This window comes from Algoriphagus ornithinivorans (assembly GCF_900115305.1).
Lineage (GTDB): Bacteria > Bacteroidota > Bacteroidia > Cytophagales > Cyclobacteriaceae > Algoriphagus > Algoriphagus ornithinivorans.
In genome coordinates this window covers 272,521-298,285 of the sequence record NZ_FOVW01000004.1, presented here as the reverse complement: position 1 = coordinate 298,285, position 25,765 = coordinate 272,521, and the positions used below count along the sequence as shown (strand labels likewise).

Sequence of the window (25,765 nt, the reverse complement as noted above, 5' to 3'; positions counted from 1 at the left end):
GAGATATGTTAAAATCAATTAGTAAAACCTTTCTGTTGATTCCGGTAGTATTCCTACTGGGATCCTGTTGGGAACTGGAGCAGGAGGTACTTGACGGAGTAACTCCTGAGGATGTGGCGAATAGTAATAACCCAGCCTTGATTGACGTTTTGAAAGCTTCTGCATACTCCCGTATTGTGGGTAGCTGGGGTGGACACAACAGTATCTGGTCTATTTACGAGGTATCATCTGACGAAATGGCAATTCCTCAAAAAGGAGCTGACTGGGAAGATGGTGGATTATGGTTAAGAATGCACAGACATACTTGGCAGCCATCTGATGAGGCTTTCAATAACTCTTGGGCTTATTGCTACACTGCAATTGGTGAAATCAATAACCTAATTGTAAGTTATAGAGATGTGGAAGCTTTAACAGCGGAATTAAGAGTATTAAGAGCTTTGATTTATTCTTGGTTGATCGACAGCTTTGGAAATGTTCCTATCGTTACTGAAGATGACTTGGAAGGAAACCCTTCTAATAACACTCGTCAAGAAGTATTTGACTTCATCGAGCGTTCAGTTTTGGAAAACGTAGACTTACTTCCAAAGTCCGATACTAAGACAACCTTGAACTATTACAGTGCTCATGCTATCCTTGCTAAGTTATACTTGAATGCTCAGGTTTACACTGGAACTGCAAGATGGGCTGATGCTAAAGCTGCAGCAGATGTGGTTATTTCAGGTCCTTACTCTTTATCAGCTAATTTCTTCAGCAACTTTTCTACAAGAAATGGCGGATCTACTGAGAACATCTTGACTTTGCCATACGATGAGAACAATGCACAAGGATTCAACCTTGTTCAAATGACTTTGCACTATTTGAGTCAGAATACTTACAATTTGCAGGAGCAGCCATGGAATGGATATGCATCTTTGGAAGAATTCTATAATTCTTTTGATGATAATGATGTAAGAAAGAACTCCTTCATTGTAGGTCCTCAATTCGCTGCTGATGGCACTCGTTTGAATGATATCTCAGCGGAAGCAAATGACCCTGATGGTCCTCCATTGACCTTTACTCCTGAGATCAACATGTTGGCTCCAAATGCATTCAGACAAGCTGGTGCGAGAGTAGGTAAATTTGAGTTTGCTTCGGGTGCTGCTTCAAGCTTGAACAATGATTATCCATTGTTCAGATTGGCTGATATGTACTTGACCAAAGCAGAAGCAGCTTTCCGTTTGGGACAAACTTCTGAGGCTCTGACTGCCCTTAATATGGTTAGAACAAGATCAGGTATGCCTGCATTCACTACCGTGACTTTGGATACTATCTTTGAAGAAAGAGGAAGAGAAATGTTTGCTGAAGCTTCCAGAAGAACTGATCAGATCAGGTTCGGAAAGTGGAATCAGCCATGGTGGGAGAAAGGACAATCTCAGCCTTTCCGAGCACTATTCCCTATTCCATTGCAGCAAATCAATGCTAACCCTAACCTGACTCAGAACCCAGGTTATTAATTAAAAAATAATATCTTATTGAAAGGAAGTGTACATTTGTGCACTTCCTTTTTTTTACAAAATCATGAAGTACAGTAAAAGCATACTGCCTCTTTTAATGATCATTTTGCTTTCTTCCTGCAAAAAGGAAGAAGCACAGGAAAAGCAACTTTTTAAACTTATTTCAGCAAAAGAAAGCGGGATTGATTTCAGAAACGATCTTACCTATAATGAAAAATATAACCCTTATACATTCAGGAATTTTTATAACGGTGCTGGTGTAGCTCTTGGAGACATCAACAATGATGGACTCTTAGATATTTTTATTGCCGGAAATCAAACCTCTAATCGCCTCTATTTAAATAAAGGCAACTTTAAATTTGAAGACATTACAGATCAAGCAGGCTTAAATTCTTCTGGAGTTTGGTCTACCGGAGTCAGTATGGCAGATATCAATAATGATGGACTATTGGATATCTATGTTTGCAAATCCGGCCCTCCCGGAGGAGAAAAGAGATACAATGAATTATTCATCAATCAGGGAACCCTAACATTCAAAGAAGAGTCAAAAGCCTATAGAATTGCTGAAGAAGGCCTCTCCCAGCATGCGGTATTTTTTGACATGGATAAAGACGGAGATCTTGATATGTACCTACTTAGTAATTCTGGAAGATCTGTTGGTCTTTTTGATTTAAGAGAAGGCCAAAGAGAAATCAGGGATCCAGAAGGTGGGAATAAATTATTCAGGAATGACGGAGCATTTTTTACAGATATCAGTGAAGCAGCAGGAATCTTTGGAAGTAGTATAGGCTATGGTCTTGGAGTAACTGTAGCAGACTTGAATGAAGATACTTGGCCTGATTTGTATGTATCTAATGACTTTTTTGAAAGAGATTATCTCTATCTCAATAATCAGGACGGAACTTTCAGAGAAGTGCTTCCCGAATTGATCCCGGAAATTTCTATGGGATCCATGGGTGCAGATATTGCTGACCTGGATAATGATGCAAGGCCTGACATATTTGTAACAGAAATGCTTCCTGAAGACTGGAATCGGGTAAAAACAAAAACTCCATTTGAAGATTGGGATAAATTCCAAGCTAACCTCAAAGCAGGGTATCACAGACAGTTCACCCGAAATACCCTTCAAAAGAACCTAGGTAAAAACCCCAATACAGGAGCTCCCATGTTTACTGAGGTTTCTCGAATGACTGGTATGCATGCCACAGATTGGAGCTGGGGAGCATTGATTTTTGATGCAGATTTAGATGGTCTGAATGATGTTTTTGTGGCGAATGGAATCGTAAAGGACCTTACTGATTTTGACTTTGTGGATTTTTATGTCAACAAGCAATCAGATATCACTCAATTTAAAAAAGACTCAGTTTTGATCACCAAAATGATTGATGAGTTTCCCTCCACCCCACTACAAAATTATTGGTTTAAAAACCTTGGCAATTGGTCATTTGAAAACAAAGCCATGGAAGTAGGCCTCAATCAATTAACCTTCAGTACAGGAGCGGCCTATGGAGATTTGGATAATGATGGGGATCTGGACTTAGTTGTCAATAACCTCAATGATTTCCTAGGAGTTTACAAAAATCAAAGCATTGAAAATCAACTCGGCAATTATCTCACCATTGATTTGAAAAATGCTTTTGGTGCTACCGTAGAGCTTCATATTGAAGGTCAGATCTTGTATAAAGAATATCAACCTGTCAAAGGCTACATGTCATCGGTAGACCCTAGAATTCATTTTGGGATAGGCCAAAACACAACTGTAGATAGTCTAATTATCGCATGGCCAGATGGTAGCCGGAGTATCCAGAAAAATATTGCTGCAAATCAGGTAATCAATCCTCAAAAAAATCAAACTCAGACTCCGACTGAAAAGACTTCTAAGCAAACAACACTCACTTTAGCTTCCAACCCTATCCCATTTAGACATCAGGAAAGTCAGTTTGTTGATTTTGACCTGGACAGATTACGTTTTTGGTCTATCAGCAATGAGGGCCCCAAAGCTGCTGTCGGAGATCTAAACCAAGACGGAAGAGATGATATTTTCCTTCCGGGTGCAAAAGGGCAGGCAAGTCAACTCTTTTATCAACAGCCAAACGGAAGCTTTCAAACTGCCTTAGAGGGCTTATTTGAGCAAGACAGTCTTTCTGAAGATGTGGATGCTTTAATTTTTCATGCCAACAACGATCAACTTCCCGATCTATTAATTGCCAGCGGTGGCATTGAGTTTGGAATGGGGAATCCACTCTATCAAAATAGGTTGTATATCAATCAAGGAAATGGCAAATTTCTTAAGTCCCAACAATTATTTGATCCTGTACCCAGCTCATTTATTCTAACAACTGATATTGATCAAGATGGAGATTTAGACTTAGTCATTGGTGACAGAGAGCAGCCTTTTGCTTATGGAATTCCAACTGGATTTAACACATGGCTAAATGATGGTAAAGGGAATTTCACCAAAGCAGCAACTTCCCAAGAGTTCAAAGAAGGAATGCTGACATCAGGAAGCATTGCTGACTTGGATGGTGACGGTCAGCTAGAACTTATTATTGCCGGAGAATGGGCTCCCATTCGCATTTTTTCCATCAAAAGTGGTCAATTCTATGAAAGAACAGAGGAATTCGGTTTTTCCCAGACGAGGGGATTGTGGAACACGCTTCTCGTAAGGGATTTAAACGGAGACGGAAGCCCGGATATATTAGCGGGTAATTTGGGTTTAAATACCCGATTCAAACCTCCGACTGGCAGCAAGCTGAGAATGTATGTCAATGATTTTGATCAAAATGGAAGTTTAGATCAAATTCTCTGTTTTTATGACGGAAATAGGGCAATGCCTTTAGTAATGAAGAACACCTTACTAAAGCAGATTCCTTCTTTACGAAAGCAATTAACTACTTATGCAGCTTACCAAAATAAGTCAATGGAGGAACTTTTCCCTGCCCAAATTCTTTCAAAATCCCTAAATTTGGAAGTCGATATCTTGCAAACCTCCCTGTGGATCAACGATGGAAATGGGAAGTTTAAACTCCAGGAATTACCTGTTGAAGTTCAGCAAGCCCCCATTTACACCAGCCTTTTCTTTCAGGATTCAAAAAGCAATGATTTCCTCATCTTAGCAGGAAATCAAAGTCGGAATAAGCCGGAAATGGGATCCAATTTGGGAAGCTATGGTTGGTTACTAAACCATACAAAAAACTACACATGGAAGGTTTCCCTCCCGGAAGAAAGCGGATTGGTTCTTCCCGGAGAAAGCAGGGATCTTCATAAAATAATAATCAATAACAAACCCTATTTAATAGCAGTAAGAAATAATGATGAACCGATTCTTTTTGAGATTCGCTAAGGCAATTTTAATAGTTACTACGCTTGGTGCCTGCAAATCTGAGTACCAAAAAATTGAAGATAGGGAATTGAGCTCCGGCAAAGAAGCTAATGAGCTATTCTTGGGATTGGAATTGGGAATGGATAAAAAGGAGTTCTTCGAAACATGTTGGGACCTCAATAAAAAAGGAGTTTTAACCAATGGCCCTACTGAATTGTCTGTAGAATATCAGGCTGAAATGCCCTCAGGCAATCCTGCTAAAATGCGCTTTTACCCTAGATTTGAAGAAAATAAAATTTACATGATGCCCATGGAGTTCACCTATGAATCTTGGGCTCTTTGGAATGAAGAGTTAAGCGTAGAAAAACTCAGGGATGACGTTATCGCCTTATTAGAAACCTGGTATGGGGATGGCTTTTTTGAGGTTTCCAATGAGGATAAATCATTAATCGCATTTGTCAAGATTGACGGAAACCGAAGAATCCGTGTTTTCAAAAAATCTATTTCCTCAGTTCGGGTGGAAATAGTGGATTTGCCTATCCAAAAACAACTAGAAGCTAACCCATCATGAAGAATCAAATAATTGGCTTTTGTGCACTCATTCTTTTGTTTTCCTGCGGAAAGGAAGAGGCTGAAACTCCAAGTCTCTTTGAACAAATATCTCCGGAAGAATCTGGGGTAACCTTCAGTAATGACCTTTCATTTGATAAAAAATTCAACATTTTCACCTACCGAAATTACTATAATGGAGGTGGTGTTGCCTTGGGAGACATTAATAATGATGGTTTGTTAGATATCTACTTCACGGGAAATCTAACAGACAATACATTGTACCTCAACAAAGGCAATTTTCAATTTGAGGACATTACTGAGAAAGCCGGCGTTAAAGGTAACCGGGCTTGGAGTACTGGAGTGGCTATGGCCGATGTAAACGGAGATGGATATTTAGATATTTATGTATGTAACTCGGGAGATATTTCCGGAGACAACAAGCAAAATGAGTTATTCATTAATCAGGGTGATGGCACTTTTTTAGAAATGGCTGAACAATACGGTTTAGCTGACCAAGGATTCTCAACCCATGCTGTATTTTTTGACTATGATAGAGACGGAGACCTGGATGTTTATCTTTTGAATAACAGCTATCAGGCAATTGGAAGCTTCAACAAAATGCAGAATAAGCGTCCTGAACGGGACCCTGTAGGTGGAGATAAATTATTCAGAAACGATGGTGGAAAATTTACGGACGTAAGTGAGGAAGCTGGGATTTATGGATCAGTAATTGGATTTGGATTAGGAATCACCATTGGAGATGTGAACCAAGACGGCTGGCCAGACATCTTTATTTCTAATGATTTTTTTGAAAAGGACTATTTATATATCAACAATCAAGATGGCACTTTCACAGAATCTTTGGAGTCTGCTATGAGATCTATTTCTGCAGCTTCCATGGGTGCAGATATTGCGGATATCAATGGAGATGGACTGTTGGATATTTTCGTCACAGACATGCTTCCGGAGCCTATAGATAGATTGAAGCAGGTGACCACTTTTGAAAACTGGGACAGATTTCAATTCAACAAGAATTACGGCTATCATTATCAATTTTCAAGAAATATGCTCCATATCAATAATGGGGACGGCACCTTCAGTGAAATGGGTAGAATGGCCAATGTAGAAGCCACAGATTGGAGCTGGGGAGCATTGATTTTTGATATGGACAATGATGGCATGAGAGATTTATTCGTAGCCAACGGCATCTATCAGGATATTACTGATTTGGACTATTTGAACTTTATTGATGATGAAGAGACCAAAGTAAAAATCATCACCCAAGAGGGAGTGGATTACAAAGCCCTTATTGATCCTATTCCAATCAATCCCGTGCCCAACTATGCATTTAAGAATTTGGGGGATCTTCAGTTTGAAAACAAAGCTCAGGAATGGGGATTGGGAGAAGCTATTCACTCGAATGGCTCTGCCTATGGAGATTTAGACAATGACGGAACTTTGGACTTGGTCATCAATAATGTAAATAAGCCTGCCCAGATTTTTAAAAATCTCAGTAAAACTCAATTACCCGAAAATCATTCCATCCAATTCGAATTGATCGGAAAAGGCATGAACACACAGGCAGTTGGAACCCAAATCTTGGCAATTGCAGGTGATCAAAAGTTTTACTTGGAACAAATGCCAAACCGGGGATTTCAATCCTCAGTGGACCCTAAACTGACTTTGGGGCTAGGGAAAATCACAAAGCTTGATCAAATCTATATTACATGGCCTGATGGAAAAGTAAGTTTATTAGAGAATCAATCAGCAAACCAATTATTACAGTTGAAATGGGAAGATGCTCAAGAAGGAATTGAGGTACCTAGCTCGAAAGGAATCAAGCCTTTGTTTAGCAAGGAAGAGCAGCCCCTAATTGATTTCCAGCATCAGGAAAATACTTTTGTTGACTTTGACAGAGACCGATTGCTGTATCATATGTTCTCTACCGACGGTCCTGCTTTTGCCAAAGCGGATGTCAATGGAGATGGCATAGAAGACCTATATTTCGGAGGATCGAAGGGATTTAGTGCCAAGTTGTATCTTGGTTCTAGCTCTGGGAAATACTCCTTATCAAGACAAGCTGCATTTGAAGCTGACTCCACTGCAGAAGACTCCGACGCTTTATTCTTTGATGCCAATGGAGATGGTTTTCTGGACTTATTGGTGACTTCAGGCGGAAATGAATTTCCACTCAATGCACCTGATCTTGCAGACAGACTTTACTTCAATGACGGGAAAGGAAATTTTGGCAAGAGCACCCAAACTGGCTTCCAAACCATAAGAGGAGTAAGCTCATCTGTTCAGTCCATAGATATCAATGAAGACGGGGCTTTGGATCTAATTATCACCGAAAGGTTAGTGCCTTTCGTCTATGGAGCACCGGCAAGCAGTCATATTTGGATTAATGATGGGAAAGGGAATTTCACTGAACAAAGCCAAGATTTTGCTCCGGGACTTCAGGAAATAGGAATGATCACCGACGCAGCAGTAGTGGATTTGGACCAAGACGGAAAAGAAGACTTGGTACTTGTCGGTGACTGGACTGAACCCATTTTTTTCAAAAACACCGGGAAAAAATTGGAAAGGATGGAGCTTCCCGAACTAGCGAAATTAAAAGGCTGGTACAGATCTGTTGAAGTTGCAGATTTGGACGGAAATGGTTTTCCAGATTTGATTCTAGGGAATCAGGGACTTAATACCCGGTTTAAGGCAAAATCAGATAGCCCTATTCGGATGTATTTGAATGACTTTGACCAAAACGGATCTATAGAGCAAATATTCACTGCTACTCAAGGGGATGTTCAGGTGCCATTTACGCTGAAGCATGAACTGGAAAAACAAATCCCTACTATCAAAAAGAAGTACATGCGGTACTCGAATTACAATAATCAATCCTTAGATCAGATTTTCGATCCCGCTATTATTTCCAAATCCATCGTCAATGAATTAACTCATTTAGAGTCGGGGGTATTAATGAATCGAGATGGAGCACAGTTTGAATGGGTTTCTTTCCCGAGAATGGCTCAGAGATCCTGGGTGTTTGCAAGCGAGACAATAGACATCAATCAAGATGGAATAATAGATTTGATTTTAGGAGGAAATTTAAGTGGAGTGAAACCAGAAATCGGCAAATCAGACGCCAGTTTCGGGGAGGTGTTGATAGGAAATGGAGATGGAACTTTCCGTTACCTTCCTAACGCTCAACATCAACTCAAGCTTTCCGGTGAAATCAGAGCAATCAGCCGATTAAATGATCAAAAACTCCTAATTGTAAAAAACAACAGTGCTGCAGAAATCTGGAAATATGACAATTACTAAATTTTGGAGATTTACAGGCTGCATCCTGGCTATCACATTGCTTTCCTGCAAAAAAGAGGAGAAAAAAGAGAAACTCTTTGAGTTACTTTCGGCTCAGGAAACGGGGATTGATTTTCAAAATAATCTTACCTCAAGCCCCGAGATAAATATTTTAGAATACCTCTATTTCTACAATGGAGGCGGGGTAGCCGCGGGAGATATTAATAATGATGGACTGGTTGATTTGGTTTTTACTGGCAATCAAGTTCCCAATCGCCTCTACCTCAATAAAGGGAACTTCCAGTTTGAAGATATAACCGAATCATCGGGAATTTATGAAGAAGGCAGCTGGTCCAATGGCGCCACTTTTGCAGATGTAAATGGAGATGGCCTGCTTGATTTATATATCAGTCAAGTTGGAGATTACAAAGGGATACAGGGTAAAAATAGACTTTATATCAACCAGGGAGATCTGACATTTATTGAGCTTGGCGAGCAATATGGAGTAGATTTCAAAGGTTTCGGTACCCATGCCGTCTTTTTTGATTACGACAGAGATGGAGATTTGGACCTTTATCTGTTAAATCATGGAGTGAAATCACCCGAGGTTTTCGCAAAGTCGGAAAACAGGGTAATAGCTGATGAAGGAGGAGACAAGTTATTAAAAAACCTCGCATCTGAAGGCCAAAGAGGCTTTGTAGATGTAACTGAAGAAGCCGGGATCTACTCCAGTGTTTTGGGTTTTGGACTAGGGGTAAGTATAGAAGATTTCAATCAGGATGGCTGGTTGGACATTTATGTTTCCAATGATTTCACTGAGAATGATTACCTCTATATCAACCAGCAGGACGGAACTTTTTTAGAAAGTCTGCAAAGTATTATTTCTAATACGTCCCGATACTCAATGGGCAATGATGCTGCTGATATTGACGGAGATGGGTATCCGGATATTTTCACCACGGACATGCTTCCTGAAGATCCGGAAATTTGGATGAAATCTGTTGGAGAAGATAAAGCAGAAGTTTACTCCATCAAAAAGCAGTTTAATTATGGGGATCAATACGTAAGAAATCACCTGCAACTGAATACTGGAAAAGGAGAGTTTAGTGAAGTAGCCTTATATGCTGAAGTTTTTGCTTCTGACTGGAGTTGGTCTCCCTTGATATTCGATATGGATAACGACGGGCTGATGGATATTCATGTCACCAATGGAATTGTGAAAAGGCCCAATGATTTGGATTTCATCCAATACTCTCAAGAGGCAGATCCAAATCTGAAAATGGACGAGCTTAGGAAGCGGCAAATTGAAATGTTACCTTCTGTCCAGCTCCCAAATTATACTTTTCATAATCAAGGTAATTTGAAATTCAAGCCTAAAGCAAAGGAATTTGGTTTGGATCAGGCCTCCTATTCCAATGGAAGCACCTATGCTGACTTGGATAATGATGGAGACTTGGATTTGATCGTCAACAACCTTAATCAACCTGCTTTTATCTACCGCAACAAGTCAGAAAGTTTCGGCCATAATTACATCAGTGTAGAATTAAAAAGTGCTGGAAATAATCCATTTGCGATCGGAGCTGAGGTAAAGGTTATTACTCCTGAAAAAAAATATCGGCAACTTTTGAGCACTTCCAGAGGGTTTCAATCAGGAACTTCTACGAATTTAATCTTTGGATTAGGCAAGGTGGACAAAATTGATGCTATCCAGGTCAGATGGCCGGACGGAACTTTTGAGCAATTCGAAGGGCTTTCTAGCAATCAGAAGCACTTACTAATCAAAGGAGGAGGAAAAGAATTTATTCCTGAGGGGAGAATATCTGAAGCCAACAACTCTAACTTTTCTATCTCCTGGAGTCATCAGGAGAAAAATGAATTGGACGAAACCAAAAGAGAATACCTAATCCCAAGAAGTTTTGCAGCTGAAGGTCCTGCATCTGCTAGCGCTGATATTAACGGAGATGGACTTACAGATATTTTTCTGGGTGGAGCCAAAGATCAGGCAGGTGCATTTTTTCTCCAAAAGGAAGATGGCAGCTTTGAACCCATTGAAAGCAAGTCATTTTCGCAGCTTGCTAAAGCCGAGGATGTGGTAGCCGCTTTTGAAGACTTCAATGGAGACGGATATTTGGATTTATATGTAGGAAGTGGGGGGAATGAATACGAAGCTGATAACCTCTTTATCTTTGACCGCATACTTTACGGGAATGGAAAAGGAAATTTTGCCTTCTTTCCAAATGCACTTCCTCCAATTGGACAAAATACCTCCTCACTGGCCATTCATGATATCAATGGAGATGGCTTTCCCGATATTTTTGTTGGCGCATCGGTTCTAACCGGAGATTATGGAGCTAGTCCATACAGCTATCTTTTGATCAACAACGGACGCGGTCAATTCCGTGACCAAACTCGAGAATGGTTTGGAGTTGGTAAAGATTTGGGAATGATTCAGGATGCTACTTGGAGTGATTTGGATGGAGATGGAGCCAAAGAGTTGATACTGTCAGGAGATTGGCAAGGAATTCGGGTTTTCAAGAATAATGGCAAGCAATTGGTAGAGATTTTTCCAGGTGGTTTAGAAAAGTCTGCTGGATGGGTCAATGAGATAATTGTGGAAGATATCAACGGAGACGGTCTCAAGGATTTATTGGTGGGCAACCTTGGACTTAATTCCAAGCTAAAAGCAAGTCATGAAAAGCCAGTTGTTTTTTATCATCATGATTTTGATGGAAATGGACAAGCAGATCCATTGATATTTCATTATATGGGAGAAAAACTGGTTCCTTTTGCTACGAGGGATGATTTGATCAAGCAAATTCCCGGGGTGAAAAGAATGCATTCTTCCTATCAAGAATATGCCAAGATTTCCAAGCCAGAAGATCTTTTTGGAAAAGATATAATTGGAAAACTCAGCCCTAAATATGCCTATGAGTTTAGATCCGGGGTTTATTTTCAAAAAGAAGATGGGACGTTTGAGTTTGAAGCCTTCCCATGGCAAGCACAACTTAGCCCCATCAAAGACATGAAATGGAATGCTGCAGCTCAAACACTTTGGATAGTTGGAAATGATTCAGGATTCAGAGTAGATCTGGGGAAAAACACCTCCAGTTCCAATTTAAAATTACAATGGACAGAGGGAGGATGGAAAGTGAGCAAAGAGGAAAACAAGGTTCCTTCTCAGGCCGAACTGAGACGAATAGAGCAAATCAAATCCCTGACTAACAGCTACATTATCGGAATCAGCAATAATGGCCCGGTATATTTTCTAGGGAATTCTGAAAATTGACAAAAATCATTTGAGAGAGCTGAATTTTAACATACTTTTGGCTTCACCCTAGCGGAGAACCAGTCCAAAAACTTGAGTCTCCCAGCACTATTCAGTAAATTTAAGATTCATTAAAAGACAGTAATTCAAATGATTAGATTAAAAGGGCTGCTCTTTTCGCTACTACTCTTGACGATTTTCTCTTGTCAGGAACCAGTGGATTACAGCGATGCAATTACCGACGGCCATTACTTAAGTGAAGCACAGGACAGGATTACGGAAGTAATTATTCATGATATATTTTCTCCTCCTGTAGCAGCACGAATTTATTCCTATTCTTCCCTTGCAGCCTATGAAGTTGCAGCGGCAGTGGATCCAGGCTATAAGTCTCTTATGGGACAATTAAACGGCTCAGAAGCTATTAATATTCAAGTTCCTGAGAACATTTACCCACCTCTTGCTTCTTTGGCAGCCTATTACAAAATGGGAACGGCTTTGATCTTTTCAGAAGAAATGGTTCAAAACCACAAGGAGAAAGCTTTTACAGAATTAAAAGAAAAAGGCATTCCGGATGATGTATTTGAAGCATCAGTGAAGTTCGGAGAAGAAATCGCTGATCATATCAAAGCCTATTCATCCAAGGATAATTATCATCAAAGTAGATCCTTCCCGAAGTATACCGTAACCGGACAACCGGGAACCTGGGAACCAACTCCACCAGCTTATATGGAAGGTATTGAGCCCCATTGGAATAAAATCAGAACGTTCGTAATTGACTCTGCTGCCCAATTTAAGGTTTCCCCTCCCCCAGCCTATTCTACAGACCCGAATTCTGAATTTTACCAATTGGCAAAAGGGGTTTATGATGCGGTAGTCAACGCTTCCAAAGAGGAATTGGACATCGCCATGTTCTGGGATTGTAATCCCTACAAGATGAATGTGAAAGGACATGTGATGTTTGCAGAGAAAAAAATCACACCTGGTGGACACTGGATGAGTATCGCTGCTATTGCGGCAAAAACTGCCAATGCAGACTGGAAAAAAACCGCTGAGGCATTAGCATTAACTGGAATTTCCCTGCACGATGCCTTTGTTGCTTGTTGGGATGAGAAGTACCGTAGCAAATTAGTAAGACCCGAAACCTACATCAATCAATTTATAGATCAGGAATGGGTTCCTTACTTACAAACGCCTCCTTTTCCTGAGCATACCAGTGGCCATAGCGTAGCATCAACCTCTGCTGCTTTTACACTAACTCAGATATTTGGTGAAGACTTCCATTTTGTGGATAGTTCAGAAGTTAACTATGGACTTCCAATAAGAGAGTTTGACTCTTTCATGGAAGCATCAGCGGAAGCGGCTATTTCAAGGTTTTATGGAGGTATCCACTACATGCCAGCCATTAATGAGGGTGTTTGGCAAGGAAGAAAAGTTGGAGAGCTCATTTGGTCCAGAATTAGTACCAAGCCTGAAAATTTGGCGGAAAACAAGTAATTTAAGCAGCCCTTAGGGGCTGTTTTTTTTTAACCCAAAACCTATTAACCCATGGCGAATCCAATTTGGATTATGACTTCAGCTTTTGATCAGCTTAACTTAGAACAGACTATAGAAAAAGCCAATGAAATTGGAGTTCAAGGACTGGACTTATGTGTTTTCAGAAGAGATGGAACCCGGGATGACTTCGTGGCTACTCATTTGGATTATGAGAATTTCGGTGTAGATGAGGCAAAAAAATTAATCGATCAATTTAATGCTGCTTCTTTAAGACTTTCCTTAGGTGCTTTTGAAAATCTAATCGGTGGAGATCCTGCGCAAAGAGTCAAAAACCAAAATCATCTTTTGAGATTGATCCGAATGGCTTATTTGCTAGGGGGAGATGAAAATGATGTCAAAGTTGGAACCTTCGTGGGCTACAACCATGAGTTGGGAAATGAAGACGGAGGATTTGAAAAAAATCTTTTGGAATACAAGCGCATTTTCAAACCCATCATCCAATATGCCGCTGATTTAGGAGTAAGTATTCTGTATGAAAACTGTCCAATGGAAGGCTGGAGAAGTTCTGGGCATTTTGGCACTTTCAATAATTTACCGGGAGTCTTAGCCGCCAGAAAACTGATGTATCAACTGATTCCGGAAAAGAATCACGGTGAGATTTACGACCCTTCCCATGATATTTGGCAACATACAGATCCTGTAGAAGTCATCAAGCATACAGATATGACTCGCCTTCAGAGAATCCATGTCAAATCGACTCGAAATAATCCAGATCCATTCTGGGGAAACATGTATCCCATGCATCAAATCCCTGCCGAATGGGCCAAATCTGCCGGAATTCCTGCAAGCACCAATCCATGGGATAGACATCATTATGAAGCCACCCTCCCGGGTTTTGGATTTGGAGATGATTTGGACTGGAGAGCATTTGTGAATATTCTAAAAGAAAAAGGATTCACAGGGCCATTTGAAATCGAAAATGAGGCAGTATTGTCCAAGCAAACAGGAAAAATGGGCGCTATCGTCCAGGGTTGCAAAGCAGCGGTGCAAAACCTAGCTCCTCTGCTTTACGAATTGACTGACGAGGGTTGGGTATACCCTGAAAGAGAGCATATCACACTAAAACAAGTTCATAGAAAGGATATTCCTTTAGTGACAATAGATCAAATATCTTAATTAAAAAGGGGCTGAAAAATTTCAGCCCCTTCTTTTTAACTCTTACTTTCTTCATATCCCACATCCACTTTCAGACCTGTTCCTTCAGCTGCAGCTACAGCCAATTGGTCGCAGCGTTCGTTTTCAGGATTACCTGCATGTCCTTTTACCCAAACGAATTTAGGCTTGTATTTTAAATGAAGTGGAATATATCTCAACCAGAGATCAGGGTTCTTTTTATCCTTGAAACCTTTTTTCTGCCAGCCCCACAACCAGCCTTTTTCAATGGCATCTACGACATATTTACTATCTGAGTAGATGGTTACAGGAATTCCTGTCAACTTTAATTCCTGCAAAGCTCTAATCACCGCTAAAAGCTCCATGCGGTTATTGGTAGTAAGACGGAATCCCTCGGAAAGTTCTTTCCTGTGTTGGTTGAATTTCAAGACTGCTCCATAGCCTCCCGGTCCAGGATTGCCCTTAGCAGCCCCATCTGTATAAATGGTAATCATGATGCAAAGAAAGTAAATTCAGCCCACTGTCTCAGACAATATCCATTGGGAATGCGTTGGACTTGAAAATCTTCACAGCTATCGACAAAAGAATAATACCGAAAATTCGTCTTAAAACATCAAGACCTGTTTTTCCGAGCTTTCTTTCTAGCCAGGTGGTACTTTTCAAAACGGCATAAACAAATACCAAGTTGAGCAAAATCCCGATGGCAATATTCACTTGGGCAAATTCTGCCTTCAAGGTTAGGATAGTTGTCAAAGTACCTGCTCCCGCGATCAAAGGAAAGGCTATAGGAACTATAGATGCTCCTGCTGTGGCATCTGGATCAGGTTTAAACAATTCAATCCCCAAGATCATTTCAGCGCCCAAAGCAAATATGATCAAGGCCCCTGCAATGGCGAAGTCCTCCACTCCTATTCCAAAAAGACCTAAAATTGACTTTCCGGCAAGGAGGAATAGAATCATCAAAACACCTGCGGCAACCGTAGCCTTCTCCGACTGGATATGGCCAACTTTTTTCCGAAGATTAATGATGATCGGAATAGAACCGAGTATATCAATGACCGAAAACAGGATCAATGACACGGAAAGGATTTGCTTGAAGTCAATCATGCTGCAAAGCTACACCAAATAAAATTTGCTTTGCAAATATGTGAGGTTAGGATTTTTTTAGCGTTCAGTTAAGTTTCCCTCCCAAACTCCTCTACCCTTTTCAATATTGGCTCAGAAAAGCAATCAGTTTTTCCATTTCAGCATCGGTAATTGCAGGGAAATTGGCAATACGAAAAGAAATAGGCTTCAATGGTCCATATCCCGAACCTAACTGCATTCCTTCTTTTTCGGCTGCTTTTTTTACTTGGGAAATCGTATCCTCCAAACCGGTTACACCAAGTACAGTAGTACTTCTGGCTTGTTGATTATCCACCAAAAGTCGAAGCGTTTTAGTCTTAGCAACACAATCCTCCAGCTGACTCATTCGACGACGAAGATTTTGATCTATATGCTGAATTTCCTGCATATCCTGCAGCACTCTATTAAGCAAGTAAATTCCCAAGACATTAGGGGTGTAATGAGTCTGATAGGAACGCGCATTTTCCAACATAAAGCTCAAACTGTTATACCTGCCTTTCTCACCTTTTCTTTCTGTTTGGGCTATAGCTCTTGGGGATAAAATCAAGACCCCTAATCCTGCTGGAAGACCAAAGCATTTTTGAACCGAAGCATACCAGATATCTCCCAAGCTAAAATCCAACTCTATTCCAGCCATACTGGAGGTGGTATCCACCGCGATTAATTTCTCCGGATATTTTTCACGGATTTCTTCCAGGTACTCCATCCTTACCTGGGATCCATTGGAAGTTTCATTTTGGGTGATTGCAATTAAATCGAACCCTTCAGAAATCGTTAAAGAAGCTGCATCAACCGTTTCATTGGCCTGGATTTTCAGCCCATCTGTTGCAGGAATAATGTGCTTGGCAAACTCTATCCACTTTTTTCCAAAAGAACCCGAATAGATATGAAAGCTGGCTCTTTCTACAATAGATTGGGAGATGATCTCCCAGTTTTCAGTGGCAGAAGAGGTAAAAATCAATTTGTAATCTTCAGGCATATGCAGTTTTTGCCGCATCAAGGATTCGGTTTCTTGATATAGCTGCATAAATGCCCCACTTCGGTGATTGGCGCTTAATATTCCTTCTTGATAAGCTTCTTGCAAATAAGTTGGCAAAGAGTCATAGACTTTGGAAGGTCCGGCTGCAAATGTGATCATAGGAATTAGAGGTATTAAAGAAAATAACGGATTCCGAGTTCATAGCCTTTTAGGCCTAAGCCTGAAATCATGCCCACACAGGATTTGGAAATGATACTCTTGTGACGAAACTCTTCCCGCTTATAAATATTCGAAATATGCACTTCCAAAACAGGAGTATTTACACCCGCTATGGCATCAGATATGGCTACAGATGTATGGGTATAGCCACCGGCATTCAATAGAATCGCATCAAAAGTGAAGTCCACTTCATGAATCTTATTGATCAGCTCTCCCTCCACATTGCTTTGAAAATAATGAATCTCCACTTGGGGGAAGGCTTTTCTCAAATTTTCCAAATATTCTTCAAAAGAGGTACTTCCATAAACTTCAGGCTCTCTTTTTCCCAAAAGATTCAAATTAGGGCCATTGATGATTTGAATTTTCAAAATTTAATTTGGTTTGAGAGTATTGACTGATTTTCACTCAAAGTTAAAAAGTACCACGATAAAACGAGTCATGATGCCCTAATCAGGACGGATTTATTTTTAAAAGGGATAAAGTCAATGCTTGTTTGTAGCTTTGCAGTATGGAAGAAATTCAAAAGCGGGACATTAGAAAACTCAGCCTGAGTGAGTTGGAAGAGTTTTTTTTGGAGCATGGAGAGAAGAAATTCCGGGCCAAACAGGTCTATGAATGGCTGTGGAATAAATCCCTGAAAAACTTCGATGACATGAGTAATATTTCTCTTTCAACCCGAGAATTACTCAAGCAGCATTTTTCTATCAATCATATTCTGGTTGATTTGATGCAGCATTCTCAAGATGGCACAATCAAGAATGCGGTGAAGCTTTATGATGAAAAAATTGTGGAGTCTGTTTTGATTCCAACCAGCAAAAGAATCACTGCCTGCGTGTCTTCTCAGGTGGGTTGCAGTTTGGATTGTAACTTCTGTGCAACTGCCCGCCTGAAACGAATGAGAAACCTAAATCCTGATGAAATTTATGACCAGGTAGTGGCCATCAAAGAAGAGGCGGAAACTTATTTCAATCGCCCATTGACCAATATTGTATTCATGGGCATGGGTGAACCCCTTTTGAATTACAATAACGTAATTGCTGCAATTGAAAAAATCACTTCCCCTGAAGGATTGGGTATGGCCTCAAGAAGGATCACCCTATCTACGGTGGGGATTCCAAAAATGATCCGAAAAATGGCGGATGATGAAGTGAAATTCAATTTGGCTATTTCCCTTCACTCAGCAATCAATGAGACTAGATCTCGATTGATGCCCATCAATGATAAAAGTCCTTTGGAAGAATTGTCGGATTCATTGAAATATTGGTACGAAAAGACCAAGCGAAAAGTAACTTATGAATATGTGATTTGGGATGGAATCAACGATGATGAAACACATGCCCGAGCGCTAGCCAAATTCTGTAAAATTATTCCTTCCAAAGTCAATATCATCCAGTACAATCCCATCGATGAGGGAGAATTTAGACAAGCAAGTCAACAAGCCGTAGAGATGTACGTTAGAATTTTAGAATCTCAAGGAATCATTGCTAAAGTCAGAAAATCCCGAGGTCAGGATATCGATGCAGCTTGTGGTCAATTGGCAAATAAAAATGAGGTCAGTCAATTAACTAATATTTAAGATTTTTTCACTTGTTTTTCATAAGGTCTTTATGTTTCTTAGTCCATTAATCTAAATCATGCGTGAGTTTATATGAAAAACATCACTTTTAAAGTCATTTTTGGCTTTTGCTTTTTTTGCCTGAACCCAGTTTTTTCTCAAAGTTTTCCGGAAAAAGTTCAGCAATTCTTCGAAGAGTATAGAAATGAAACCCCTCCTGAAAAAGTCTACTTACAACTAGATAAACACACCTATACATTAGGCGAGGATGTTTGGTTTAGTGCTTTTTTGGTTGCTGGTTCATATCAAGTTCCGTCTCCATTGAGCCAAACCTTATACGTGGATCTTTTTGATGGGGATGGCTTGCTATTAGAGCAAAAAATTATCCGACTTGATAAAGGAAGAGGAAACGGAGATTTCACTTTACCATCCTTCGGAAAACCAGGAAATTATCAGATAAAGGCATACACTGCCTGGATGAGAAATTCGGGAGAAGAGTTCTTTTTCGAAGGAGGCTTTTCAGTAATTGACGGTGCAGGAGGTAGTTTTCTACCGAAAATGACAATTAATGCAATTGAAAGCTCAGGAGAAAAGGCAACTTACAGAACTGAACTTTTGGCCATCGACAAATCCGGAAATCCCCTTGCGGGAAAAGCTCTTCAAATGAAAGTCTTTGGAGGGGATGAAGAGGTCCACAGTCAGGACTTATTATTAAATGAAGAAGGAATTGTCAGCTTTTCCTTTTCTATTCCAGAAAAGCCTTACCCATCCCAACATGTAGAGTTGATCTACTTGGAAAATGAAAATTATTCCGTTTCCCAGAAAATCAGACTTCCTTACAGCTTCAATCTGGCAGATATCCAATTTTTACCTGAAGGAGGAAATTGGGTTGTCAGCAAGAAATCCAATATAGCATTTAGGGCTATTGCTCCAGATGGTAATCCTCTTAGCATTCTGGGAACTATTGCTGAAACCGATATTTCTTTTGAAAGCAATTTTGCAGGCTTGGGGAAATTTGAAATCACCCCGGATAAGCAGGATTATCAGGCAGAAATTAGTCATCCTGCCTCTGGGCAGAAGAGAACCATAAATCTACCAAAAGCATCTACTGATGGTCTTGCATTACAGGTTATTAATAACCCTGCCGCAAGCTATCTTACAGCATTTATTCAGGGAGTTTCGGACGCCAATTCTCTCCTGCTAGTAAGCCAAACTAGAGGCTTAATCAATTATATGATTGAAGGAAAATTGACGAATGGGGTTTGGGGTGTAAGAATCCCCAAAGAAAACTTGATTTCCGGAATCAATCAGATTACAGTTTTGACTTCAGAGGGGACTCCCCTAGCTGAGCGGTTGATCTTTATCCGAAAAGAAGAGAATGAGCTAAAACTTGATGTGAATTCCAATTCATCTTTGAATCCAAGAGAAAAAATCAAATTGGAAATCACGAATCAAAGTACTGGAAACCAGACTTCTGGAAGCTTCTCTGTTTCAATTGTAGATGCAGAGCAAGTGTCAGATGAAAGTGAAGTTTACGGTACCATTTATTCACATCTTTTACTGAGTTCAGACCTAAAAGGTCAAATCCACCAACCTGGTTATTATTTCCAAAACCAGGATGAAAGTACCTTAGAGGCATTAGATCTAGTGATGCTGACCCATGGATGGAGACGATTTACTTGGGATCAAATCGCTAAAAACGAACAGGGGGAAATCAATTATTTCATTGAAAGAGGAATAAATATAGAAGGTCAGATTAGCGACCAGGAGGATACCAGAAAGGGATTATCCGGAGGTAAAATTACCGCAATGGTAGGAAATGGAATCGAGATTGTGACGACTGAATTTGGCTCTAATGGGCGATTTATCATTCGAGATTTAGATTATCAGGATTCTGCCAGTGTTACCTTGACAGCAGTGGATAATAGACTAAAGAACTTTGTGGATATCAAAGTCACCCAACCGGAGGCTGTTTTCACCGGTACTTCTGGCAACTATTCTACTGAAATAGAATGGCCTGAAAATCTAGCTGCAACCTATGAGGAAAGAGCCCTTATGAGGAGAATGAATGAGGATCCTGATATTTTGGACTTGGAAGGAGTAACTGTGGAAGCTCAGACCTTTAAAAAAGAGGACGAAGAAGTACAAAAAATTTATGGCCCAGGAGATGTCAGCATAGACCCTGAAAAAATCCCGGGTTCTGTGGGCTTTACCAATGTTTTTCAACTGATACAGGGAAGGGTTTCTGGTGTCAAAGTATTTGTATCTGGTTTGGATGTAAGTGTACAAATTCGAGGAGTTGGCTCAATCAATGCAGGCACAGGACCGCTGTATTTATTGGACAATATTCCTGTAGATGCTAATACACTACTTCAGGTGAACCCAAGGGATGTAGCTAGTGTGGATGTATTCAAGGATCCTGCAAGAGCGGCTATTTTTGGAGCTCAAGGTGCAAATGGGGTGATTGCAGTTTATACCAAAAGAGGCAGTGGCTTTACTCCGAGTGTTGGCGGAACTTTGGTTACTACCTACGGAGGTTATTCCGTTGCAAAGGAGTTTTATCAGCCTAATTATGATGAAAAAGGCACATCTACTGCTCTGAATGATAAGCGTGCTACAATTTTCTGGAAACCAATTTTAGAAATTGGGGAAGACGGAAAAGCAAATTTGGAATACTTTAATACTGATGTAGCCAAGAAGCATTTGATCCTTATAGAAGGTATAGACGAAAAGGGCAGAATTGGAAGAGTGGCACGTATTTTAGAATAATACTTGTAATGTTCACCAAAGCCTTCTAATTTTTGTAAAAATAAATTTGAATGGAATGAAAAAGGCTTTGGTGATTTTAATTTTAGGAATACTACTTCCTTTGGGGCTAGAAGCTCAATCATTGGAACAAGGAAATACTCGCTTCCACACTTATGGGACCTATGGCCTGAGATGGAAAGACTTTGGAGTAGGTGCAGGAGTGGAGTATTTTTTCCTGGACAATTTCGCCATAATGCCAAGCTTCACTTATATCATGCCGAATGTAGGGAACCGAAGTAATTTTAGCATGGATCTACGCTACTATGTTTCTGACGGTCCTTCCCAACTCTTTTTTCTAGCAGGTTATAGTCAAAATTGGGAGAATCTTCAACCGGGAGACCCAGGAGTCAGACGAACATTCAAGGGCGCCAATGTAGGCGTGGGAGCATATATAAGAATCGTGGAATGGGTAGGGCTGAACACTGAATTCAGAATACAGAGTCAAAATCCTCAAGAAGCAGGATTTAAAGTGGGTTTTGCTTTCCCACTCTGATTATTTCTTACTGAATTCAAATAGTTTCCTTTTCTCTTCTTTGGTCAGGGCTTCATAGCCTCGGTCCGCAATTTTATCCAGTATTCTATCGATTTCTTCCTGACTCGTTTCTTCAGAGGATTTGGTAGCGGTAGGTTTGGGTTTTGGGCTGGAAAAAGAGCCAAAAGATCCCGACTCAGTCTTCGCTTTTCTATAACTTACTTTCACTTTCGTTGGGCTCTTTTTGAAAAGATTCTCGAAGAAAATCCCCACTTTCTGAACAGGAACTCCCCAATCATTCCCTCTTCTGAGTTGGGTGATATACAGAAATCCCATCAATGCTCCTCCTAAGTGCGCCAGTTCCCCTCCGGCATTTGCGCCAGCAGAATTCGCAAAGGAGAGAACCACATAGAAAATCGCTATGTATTTGATTTTGACAGGCCCTAACAGGATTAGGAAGAAGGTAGTATTGGGAGTCAATGTAGCTGCACCAACCACAATTGCAAATACACCGGCACTAGCTCCAAGCATGAGAGAAGTATCTACCGAATTACTGAAGTAGGGAGCTAAATTATAGATCAACAAATAAAACAATCCCCCTGCTAAGCCTCCAAGAATATATAGATTAGCTAATTTTCGACTACCTAAGTATTGGTGGATCAACAAGCCAAACCAGTAGAGAAAAAGCATATTGAAGAGGATGTGAAAAATCCGCTCATGCAAAAACATATAGGTGAACAGGCTCCAAGGTTGAGTTGCCAACTTGGGTAGCGATGCCGGCATCATAAAATAGGAGATCAGGGAAGAGTATAATTCTCCAAAGCCTCCAATAGTCATAATGACTCTGGAAATCATAAATACCAACCAAACAAGGATATTGATAGCGATTAGTTTATAAAGGCTATTGTCACCGTGCTTGAAAGCGTTCCTAAGATTTTCCCAAAAATTGCCGTACATAATTAATAAAAACTGTTTCTATCTTTTTTCCACTTATAAACTAAAATTGCCCCTATAATTAATCCACTCAAATGGGCGAAATGGGCCACATTATCCAGCGGATTGTTTATCAATACGTTGTAAATAGTATAAAGTCCATAAAAAAGGACCAAATATTTCGCTTTGACAGGCATAGGAGGAAACAGCAAAAAGAGCTGGGTGTTTGGAAAAAGCATCGCAAAAGCAATCAATATTCCAAATAAAGCTCCCGATGCCCCTACCATAGGGATATTTCCCTGAATATCGGAAATGGCCTCTAAAGTTTGATTTGCGCGATCAATTTTAACTTGATCCTGAGGATCTCTACTGAAATCATCCACAAACTCAAATACTCTCCTGTCGAAAAAATTTCTGTTTTCTAGTACAATCTTGTTGAAGTACTCTGGGTCTGGATTTGCCTGAAATCGCTCTACTTTGGCTTCCAGATTATTCATCCGGTAAATATTATATCCTGAATAGAGAACCCCCGATCCTACTCCACAAACCATCCAAAGAATCAATAGCTTCTTCGGTCCGAGAAACTGCTCCAACAAAGGGCCAAAGATCAATAGACCAAACATGTTGCTGAATAGATGCCAAAAGTCGGCATGCATAAACATGTATGTCAGAAACTGAAAGGGCTTGAAATACTGGCTTCCAATGTAGTACAAAGCAAACCACTCATTGAGAACAGGAAAAATGAAAGAGCTGACGATAAAAAGTATAATATTTATCAGCAGTAAATTTTGTACTACAGGTGTGATATTTCTAAACATGCGATTTTCCGAAGAATGAATGTATGCTGGATAAATCCAATTTTACGAAGGTTTTGTTCCCTCCCAGTCCATAATTTGGGTTTTGGCAGGCAAAAAGCTGCCCAACCAAAGTTTCCATTTCCTGAGAATTGAGTTTTTGACCCTTTTTCAAGGAAGACTTACGGGCTAAAGACCGGGCAAGATTTTCTCGATTGTCTAATGAAAGCTCATTTTTGAAATTCTTGAATTGCTCGATCAATCCTTCAAATAATTCTTTTTCATTTTTTACCTGAATATCAGCTGGTACTCCCTGAACCAATACGGCATTATTGCCAAATTCAGAAATCATAAAGCCAAGGCTGTGCAACTCCCCCATTAATCCAACCACCAACTCATAATCTGAAGGATTTAATTGAACTACGGGAGGAAAAAGACATTGTTGCGATGGACCTTGCGCCAACTTCAATTGTCTTAAATAGCGTTCGTATAATATCCTCTCGTGTGCTGCTTGCTGATCCAAAATCAATAAGCCAGTGGACATTTGAGCTACGATATAGCTTAACTCCACCTGAAAAGTTGTACCAGTACCCTCGCCCTCTGCTGGTTTGGGAAAAGAACTGCTCTCTTCTTCTGGATTTGCCTTACTGGAAAAAGTCAAGACTTCAGAATCCTCACTTTCCTCAGAAACAGGTCTTTTTTGCTCTTGGATAAAAGTCTGATTTCCTTCAAACAGCCTTTCCCAACCACTAACACTAGATTTTTTGAATTCAGGAGTATTGAAAGTCTTATAACTATATTCCCGATCCACATCCGCCTTCTTCTGCGCGTCAGTATTCCAATTATCTTCGAAATTCACATCCACGCTAAAATCCAATGCCGGAACCACGTGATGTGCTCCCAAAGCCTGTTTGACAGCTGCCCGAATTACTGCATAAACCGTTCTCTCATCATCGAATTTGATTTCGGTCTTAGTCGGGTGTACGTTGATATCTATATGGGATGGATCTATTTCCAAAAACAACACATAAAAAGGATGCTGATCTGGCTGTATGAGGTTTTCAAAAGCATTGCTAACCGCATGATTTAGATAGCTACTTTTGATATATCTGTTGTTTACAAAGAAGAACTGCTCCCCTCTCGTTTTTTTGGCAGATTCAGGTTTACCTATATATCCTTTGACATTGACATGGGGTGTCAATTCCTCGCAAGGAACCAGCTGACTTTGGTAGTTTTTCCCAAAAATCCCCACGATTCTCTGACTGAGTTTGCCTGGGAGTAGATTATAGATCTCCATGTCATTTTGCATCAAGGAAAATCCAATTTCAGAATAGGCCAGGGCTACTCTCTGAAATTCCTCCACAATATGCCGCATTTCTACAGGATTGGATTTCAGGAAATTTCTCCTTGCTGGCACATTAAAAAAAAGATTTTTCATGGAAACAGAAGTTCCGGGAGTGGTGGCAACAGGTTCCTGTTTTTTAACCTCTGATCCTTCAATATGAATTAGCGTTCCCAGTTCATCCGCGTTTCTTCTGGTTTTTAACTCAACCTGTGCAACCGCCGCAATAGAGGCCAGCGCTTCTCCACGAAAACCAAATGTCCGGATTGAAAATAAATCCTGACTGGTGCGAATTTTAGAAGTGGCATGCCTTTCGAAACTCATCCTGGCATCGGTAGCCGACATCCCTTTACCATTATCAATGACTTGGATTAATTGCTTACCTGCTTCTTTTACAATTACCTGAACTTTAGTAGCACCTGCATCAATTGCATTTTCAAGCAATTCCTTCAGTGCGGAGGATGGTCTTTGAACCACTTCTCCAGCTGCAATCTGATTGGCTATTGCATCAGGTAATAATTGGATTAAATCGCTCATTTCCAGGCTTTAGATTTGAGCTTTGAGAAATAATAAATTGCTGCAATGAAAGCCACTAAATACAGGAGATATTCAAAAATTACCGGTCCGAAGTAAATATATCCACCCAATCCGCCGACTAAAATCAAAAAGATCAAAGATCTGATCATCGCTGTGGAAGCAAAGACACTTTTATCTCTGGGTTTGATTCCTTGATAATTAGAAAAAGCCCCTCTTAGACCAGATTCGTAATTTCTCAATCTATCTTCCTCCTTGATATCTCCTAATTTCCCTTCAGCTTCTAGCTGCTTTTTGATACGAGACTCCCGCTGATCCAATTCCTCTTTGACTGGATCATAATACCGGGGCTTGATATCAAATCGGCTTGGGCTGGCTGTTCGAAATATGGAAGGAAATTTCATCTGT

At 40.3% G+C, this 25,765-nt stretch carries 18 protein-coding genes; 10 read left to right on the top strand and 8 right to left on the bottom strand.

The annotated features are described in order from the left end of the window. Positions 1–5 precede the first annotated feature (5 nt). The 7 genes from BM073_RS07630 to BM073_RS07600 all read left to right on the top strand — a co-directional run bounded on the left by BM073_RS07630 (position 6) and on the right by BM073_RS07600 (position 14,599). Positions 6–1,493, top strand: a complete 1,488-nt coding sequence (locus BM073_RS07630) for a RagB/SusD family nutrient uptake outer membrane protein (protein WP_091652771.1) — start codon at positions 6–8, stop codon at positions 1,491–1,493. Between the two features lie 64 nt (positions 1,494–1,557). Further along, positions 1,558–4,836, top strand: a complete 3,279-nt coding sequence (locus tag BM073_RS07625) for a VCBS repeat-containing protein (protein WP_091652768.1) — start codon at positions 1,558–1,560, stop codon at positions 4,834–4,836. Beyond that, positions 4,823–5,386, top strand: coding sequence for a hypothetical protein (locus BM073_RS07620; protein WP_245756384.1), 564 nt, complete (start codon positions 4,823–4,825; stop codon positions 5,384–5,386). Before BM073_RS07625 ends, BM073_RS07620 begins: the two co-directional genes overlap by 14 nt. Next, positions 5,383–8,685: a VCBS repeat-containing protein gene (locus tag BM073_RS07615; protein ID WP_091652766.1), complete on the top strand. Its 3,303-nt coding sequence runs from the start codon at positions 5,383–5,385 to the stop codon at positions 8,683–8,685. The genes BM073_RS07620 and BM073_RS07615 overlap by 4 nt, the downstream gene beginning before the upstream one ends. Next, positions 8,672–11,950: a VCBS repeat-containing protein gene (locus BM073_RS07610; RefSeq protein WP_091652763.1), complete on the top strand. Its 3,279-nt coding sequence runs from the start codon at positions 8,672–8,674 to the stop codon at positions 11,948–11,950. The genes BM073_RS07615 and BM073_RS07610 overlap by 14 nt, the downstream gene beginning before the upstream one ends. Positions 11,951–12,079: 129 nt before the next feature. Then, positions 12,080–13,423 (top strand): vanadium-dependent haloperoxidase, encoded by a 1,344-nt coding sequence (locus BM073_RS07605; protein ID WP_091652760.1) that lies wholly within the window; start codon positions 12,080–12,082, stop codon positions 13,421–13,423. 51 nt (positions 13,424–13,474) lie between these two features. Then, a complete protein-coding gene (locus BM073_RS07600; protein ID WP_091652757.1) occupies positions 13,475–14,599 on the top strand; it encodes a sugar phosphate isomerase/epimerase family protein in 1,125 nt (374 codons plus the stop codon). 35 nt (positions 14,600–14,634) lie between these two features. On the opposite strand, the gene rnhA is transcribed toward BM073_RS07600, so the two are convergent. The 4 genes from rnhA to aroQ form a co-directional block, all read right to left on the bottom strand. Then, positions 14,635–15,090, bottom strand: a complete 456-nt coding sequence (gene rnhA / locus BM073_RS07595; RefSeq protein WP_091652754.1) for a ribonuclease HI — start codon at positions 15,088–15,090, stop codon at positions 14,635–14,637. 31 nt (positions 15,091–15,121) lie between these two features. Beyond that, positions 15,122–15,703 carry a MarC family protein gene (locus BM073_RS07590; RefSeq protein ID WP_091652751.1) on the bottom strand — a complete coding sequence of 194 codons (582 nt, stop codon included), beginning with the start codon at positions 15,701–15,703 and terminating at the stop codon, positions 15,122–15,124. Between the two features lie 100 nt (positions 15,704–15,803). Further along, positions 15,804–16,859: an aminotransferase class V-fold PLP-dependent enzyme gene (locus BM073_RS07585; RefSeq protein WP_091652749.1), complete on the bottom strand. Its 1,056-nt coding sequence runs from the start codon at positions 16,857–16,859 to the stop codon at positions 15,804–15,806. A gap of 14 nt (positions 16,860–16,873) precedes the next feature. Beyond that, positions 16,874–17,287, bottom strand: a complete 414-nt coding sequence (gene aroQ, locus BM073_RS07580) for a type II 3-dehydroquinate dehydratase (RefSeq protein ID WP_091652746.1) — start codon at positions 17,285–17,287, stop codon at positions 16,874–16,876. A 140-nt stretch (positions 17,288–17,427) separates the two neighbouring features. Here aroQ and rlmN point away from each other — a divergent pair, with 140 nt between their 5' ends. The 3 genes from rlmN to BM073_RS07565 all read left to right on the top strand — a co-directional run bounded on the left by rlmN (position 17,428) and on the right by BM073_RS07565 (position 21,775). After that, on the top strand, positions 17,428–18,495 hold the full coding sequence (gene rlmN / locus BM073_RS07575; protein ID WP_091652743.1) for a dual-specificity RNA methyltransferase RlmN: 1,068 nt from the start codon (positions 17,428–17,430) through the stop codon (positions 18,493–18,495). 72 nt (positions 18,496–18,567) lie between these two features. Further along, positions 18,568–21,243 carry a TonB-dependent receptor plug domain-containing protein gene (locus tag BM073_RS07570; protein WP_091652740.1) on the top strand — a complete coding sequence of 892 codons (2,676 nt, stop codon included), beginning with the start codon at positions 18,568–18,570 and terminating at the stop codon, positions 21,241–21,243. A gap of 55 nt (positions 21,244–21,298) precedes the next feature. Further along, positions 21,299–21,775: an outer membrane beta-barrel protein gene (locus tag BM073_RS07565; protein ID WP_091652738.1), complete on the top strand. Its 477-nt coding sequence runs from the start codon at positions 21,299–21,301 to the stop codon at positions 21,773–21,775. On the opposite strand, the gene BM073_RS07560 is transcribed toward BM073_RS07565, so the two are convergent. The 4 genes from BM073_RS07560 to BM073_RS07545 are packed head-to-tail and all read right to left on the bottom strand — an operon-like array spanning position 21,776 to position 25,761. Beyond that, on the bottom strand, positions 21,776–22,711 hold the full coding sequence (locus BM073_RS07560; RefSeq protein WP_091652735.1) for a rhomboid family protein: 936 nt from the start codon (positions 22,709–22,711) through the stop codon (positions 21,776–21,778). A gap of 2 nt (positions 22,712–22,713) precedes the next feature. Further along, entirely contained in the window at positions 22,714–23,505 is a 792-nt protein-coding gene (locus tag BM073_RS07555; protein WP_091652732.1) for a rhomboid family intramembrane serine protease, read from the bottom strand. After that, positions 23,498–25,360, bottom strand: coding sequence for a DNA mismatch repair endonuclease MutL (mutL, locus tag BM073_RS07550; protein ID WP_091652730.1), 1,863 nt, complete (start codon positions 25,358–25,360; stop codon positions 23,498–23,500). Before mutL ends, BM073_RS07555 begins: the two co-directional genes overlap by 8 nt. After that, positions 25,357–25,761 carry a hypothetical protein gene (locus BM073_RS07545; protein WP_091652727.1) on the bottom strand — a complete coding sequence of 135 codons (405 nt, stop codon included), beginning with the start codon at positions 25,759–25,761 and terminating at the stop codon, positions 25,357–25,359. Before BM073_RS07545 ends, mutL begins: the two co-directional genes overlap by 4 nt. Between the last annotated feature and the right edge of the window lie 4 nt (positions 25,762–25,765).

Excerpts from the sequence above, each read along its gene's own strand:
- BM073_RS07585 (WP_091652749.1), bottom strand. The coding sequence starts at position 16,859 with ATGATCACATTTGCAGCCGGACCTTCCAAAGTCTATGACTCTTTGCCA.
- BM073_RS07555 (WP_091652732.1), bottom strand. The coding sequence starts at position 23,505 with ATGTTTAGAAATATCACACCTGTAGTACAAAATTTACTGCTGATAAAT.
- BM073_RS07625 (WP_091652768.1), top strand. The coding sequence starts at position 1,558 with ATGAAGTACAGTAAAAGCATACTGCCTCTTTTAATGATCATTTTGCTT.
- BM073_RS07630 (WP_091652771.1), top strand. The coding sequence starts at position 6 with ATGTTAAAATCAATTAGTAAAACCTTTCTGTTGATTCCGGTAGTATTC.
- BM073_RS07605 (WP_091652760.1), top strand. The coding sequence starts at position 12,080 with ATGATTAGATTAAAAGGGCTGCTCTTTTCGCTACTACTCTTGACGATT.
- BM073_RS07565 (WP_091652738.1), top strand. The coding sequence starts at position 21,299 with ATGAAAAAGGCTTTGGTGATTTTAATTTTAGGAATACTACTTCCTTTG.
- BM073_RS07560 (WP_091652735.1), bottom strand. The coding sequence starts at position 22,711 with ATGTACGGCAATTTTTGGGAAAATCTTAGGAACGCTTTCAAGCACGGT.
- BM073_RS07590 (WP_091652751.1), bottom strand. The coding sequence starts at position 15,703 with ATGATTGACTTCAAGCAAATCCTTTCCGTGTCATTGATCCTGTTTTCG.
- BM073_RS07615 (WP_091652766.1), top strand. The coding sequence starts at position 5,383 with ATGAAGAATCAAATAATTGGCTTTTGTGCACTCATTCTTTTGTTTTCC.
- mutL (WP_091652730.1), bottom strand. The coding sequence starts at position 25,360 with ATGAGCGATTTAATCCAATTATTACCTGATGCAATAGCCAATCAGATT.
- rlmN (WP_091652743.1), top strand. The coding sequence starts at position 17,428 with ATGGAAGAAATTCAAAAGCGGGACATTAGAAAACTCAGCCTGAGTGAG.
- rnhA (WP_091652754.1), bottom strand. The coding sequence starts at position 15,090 with ATGATTACCATTTATACAGATGGGGCTGCTAAGGGCAATCCTGGACCG.
- BM073_RS07570 (WP_091652740.1), top strand. The coding sequence starts at position 18,568 with ATGAAAAACATCACTTTTAAAGTCATTTTTGGCTTTTGCTTTTTTTGC.
- BM073_RS07600 (WP_091652757.1), top strand. The coding sequence starts at position 13,475 with ATGGCGAATCCAATTTGGATTATGACTTCAGCTTTTGATCAGCTTAAC.
- BM073_RS07610 (WP_091652763.1), top strand. The coding sequence starts at position 8,672 with ATGACAATTACTAAATTTTGGAGATTTACAGGCTGCATCCTGGCTATC.
- BM073_RS07545 (WP_091652727.1), bottom strand. The coding sequence starts at position 25,761 with ATGAAATTTCCTTCCATATTTCGAACAGCCAGCCCAAGCCGATTTGAT.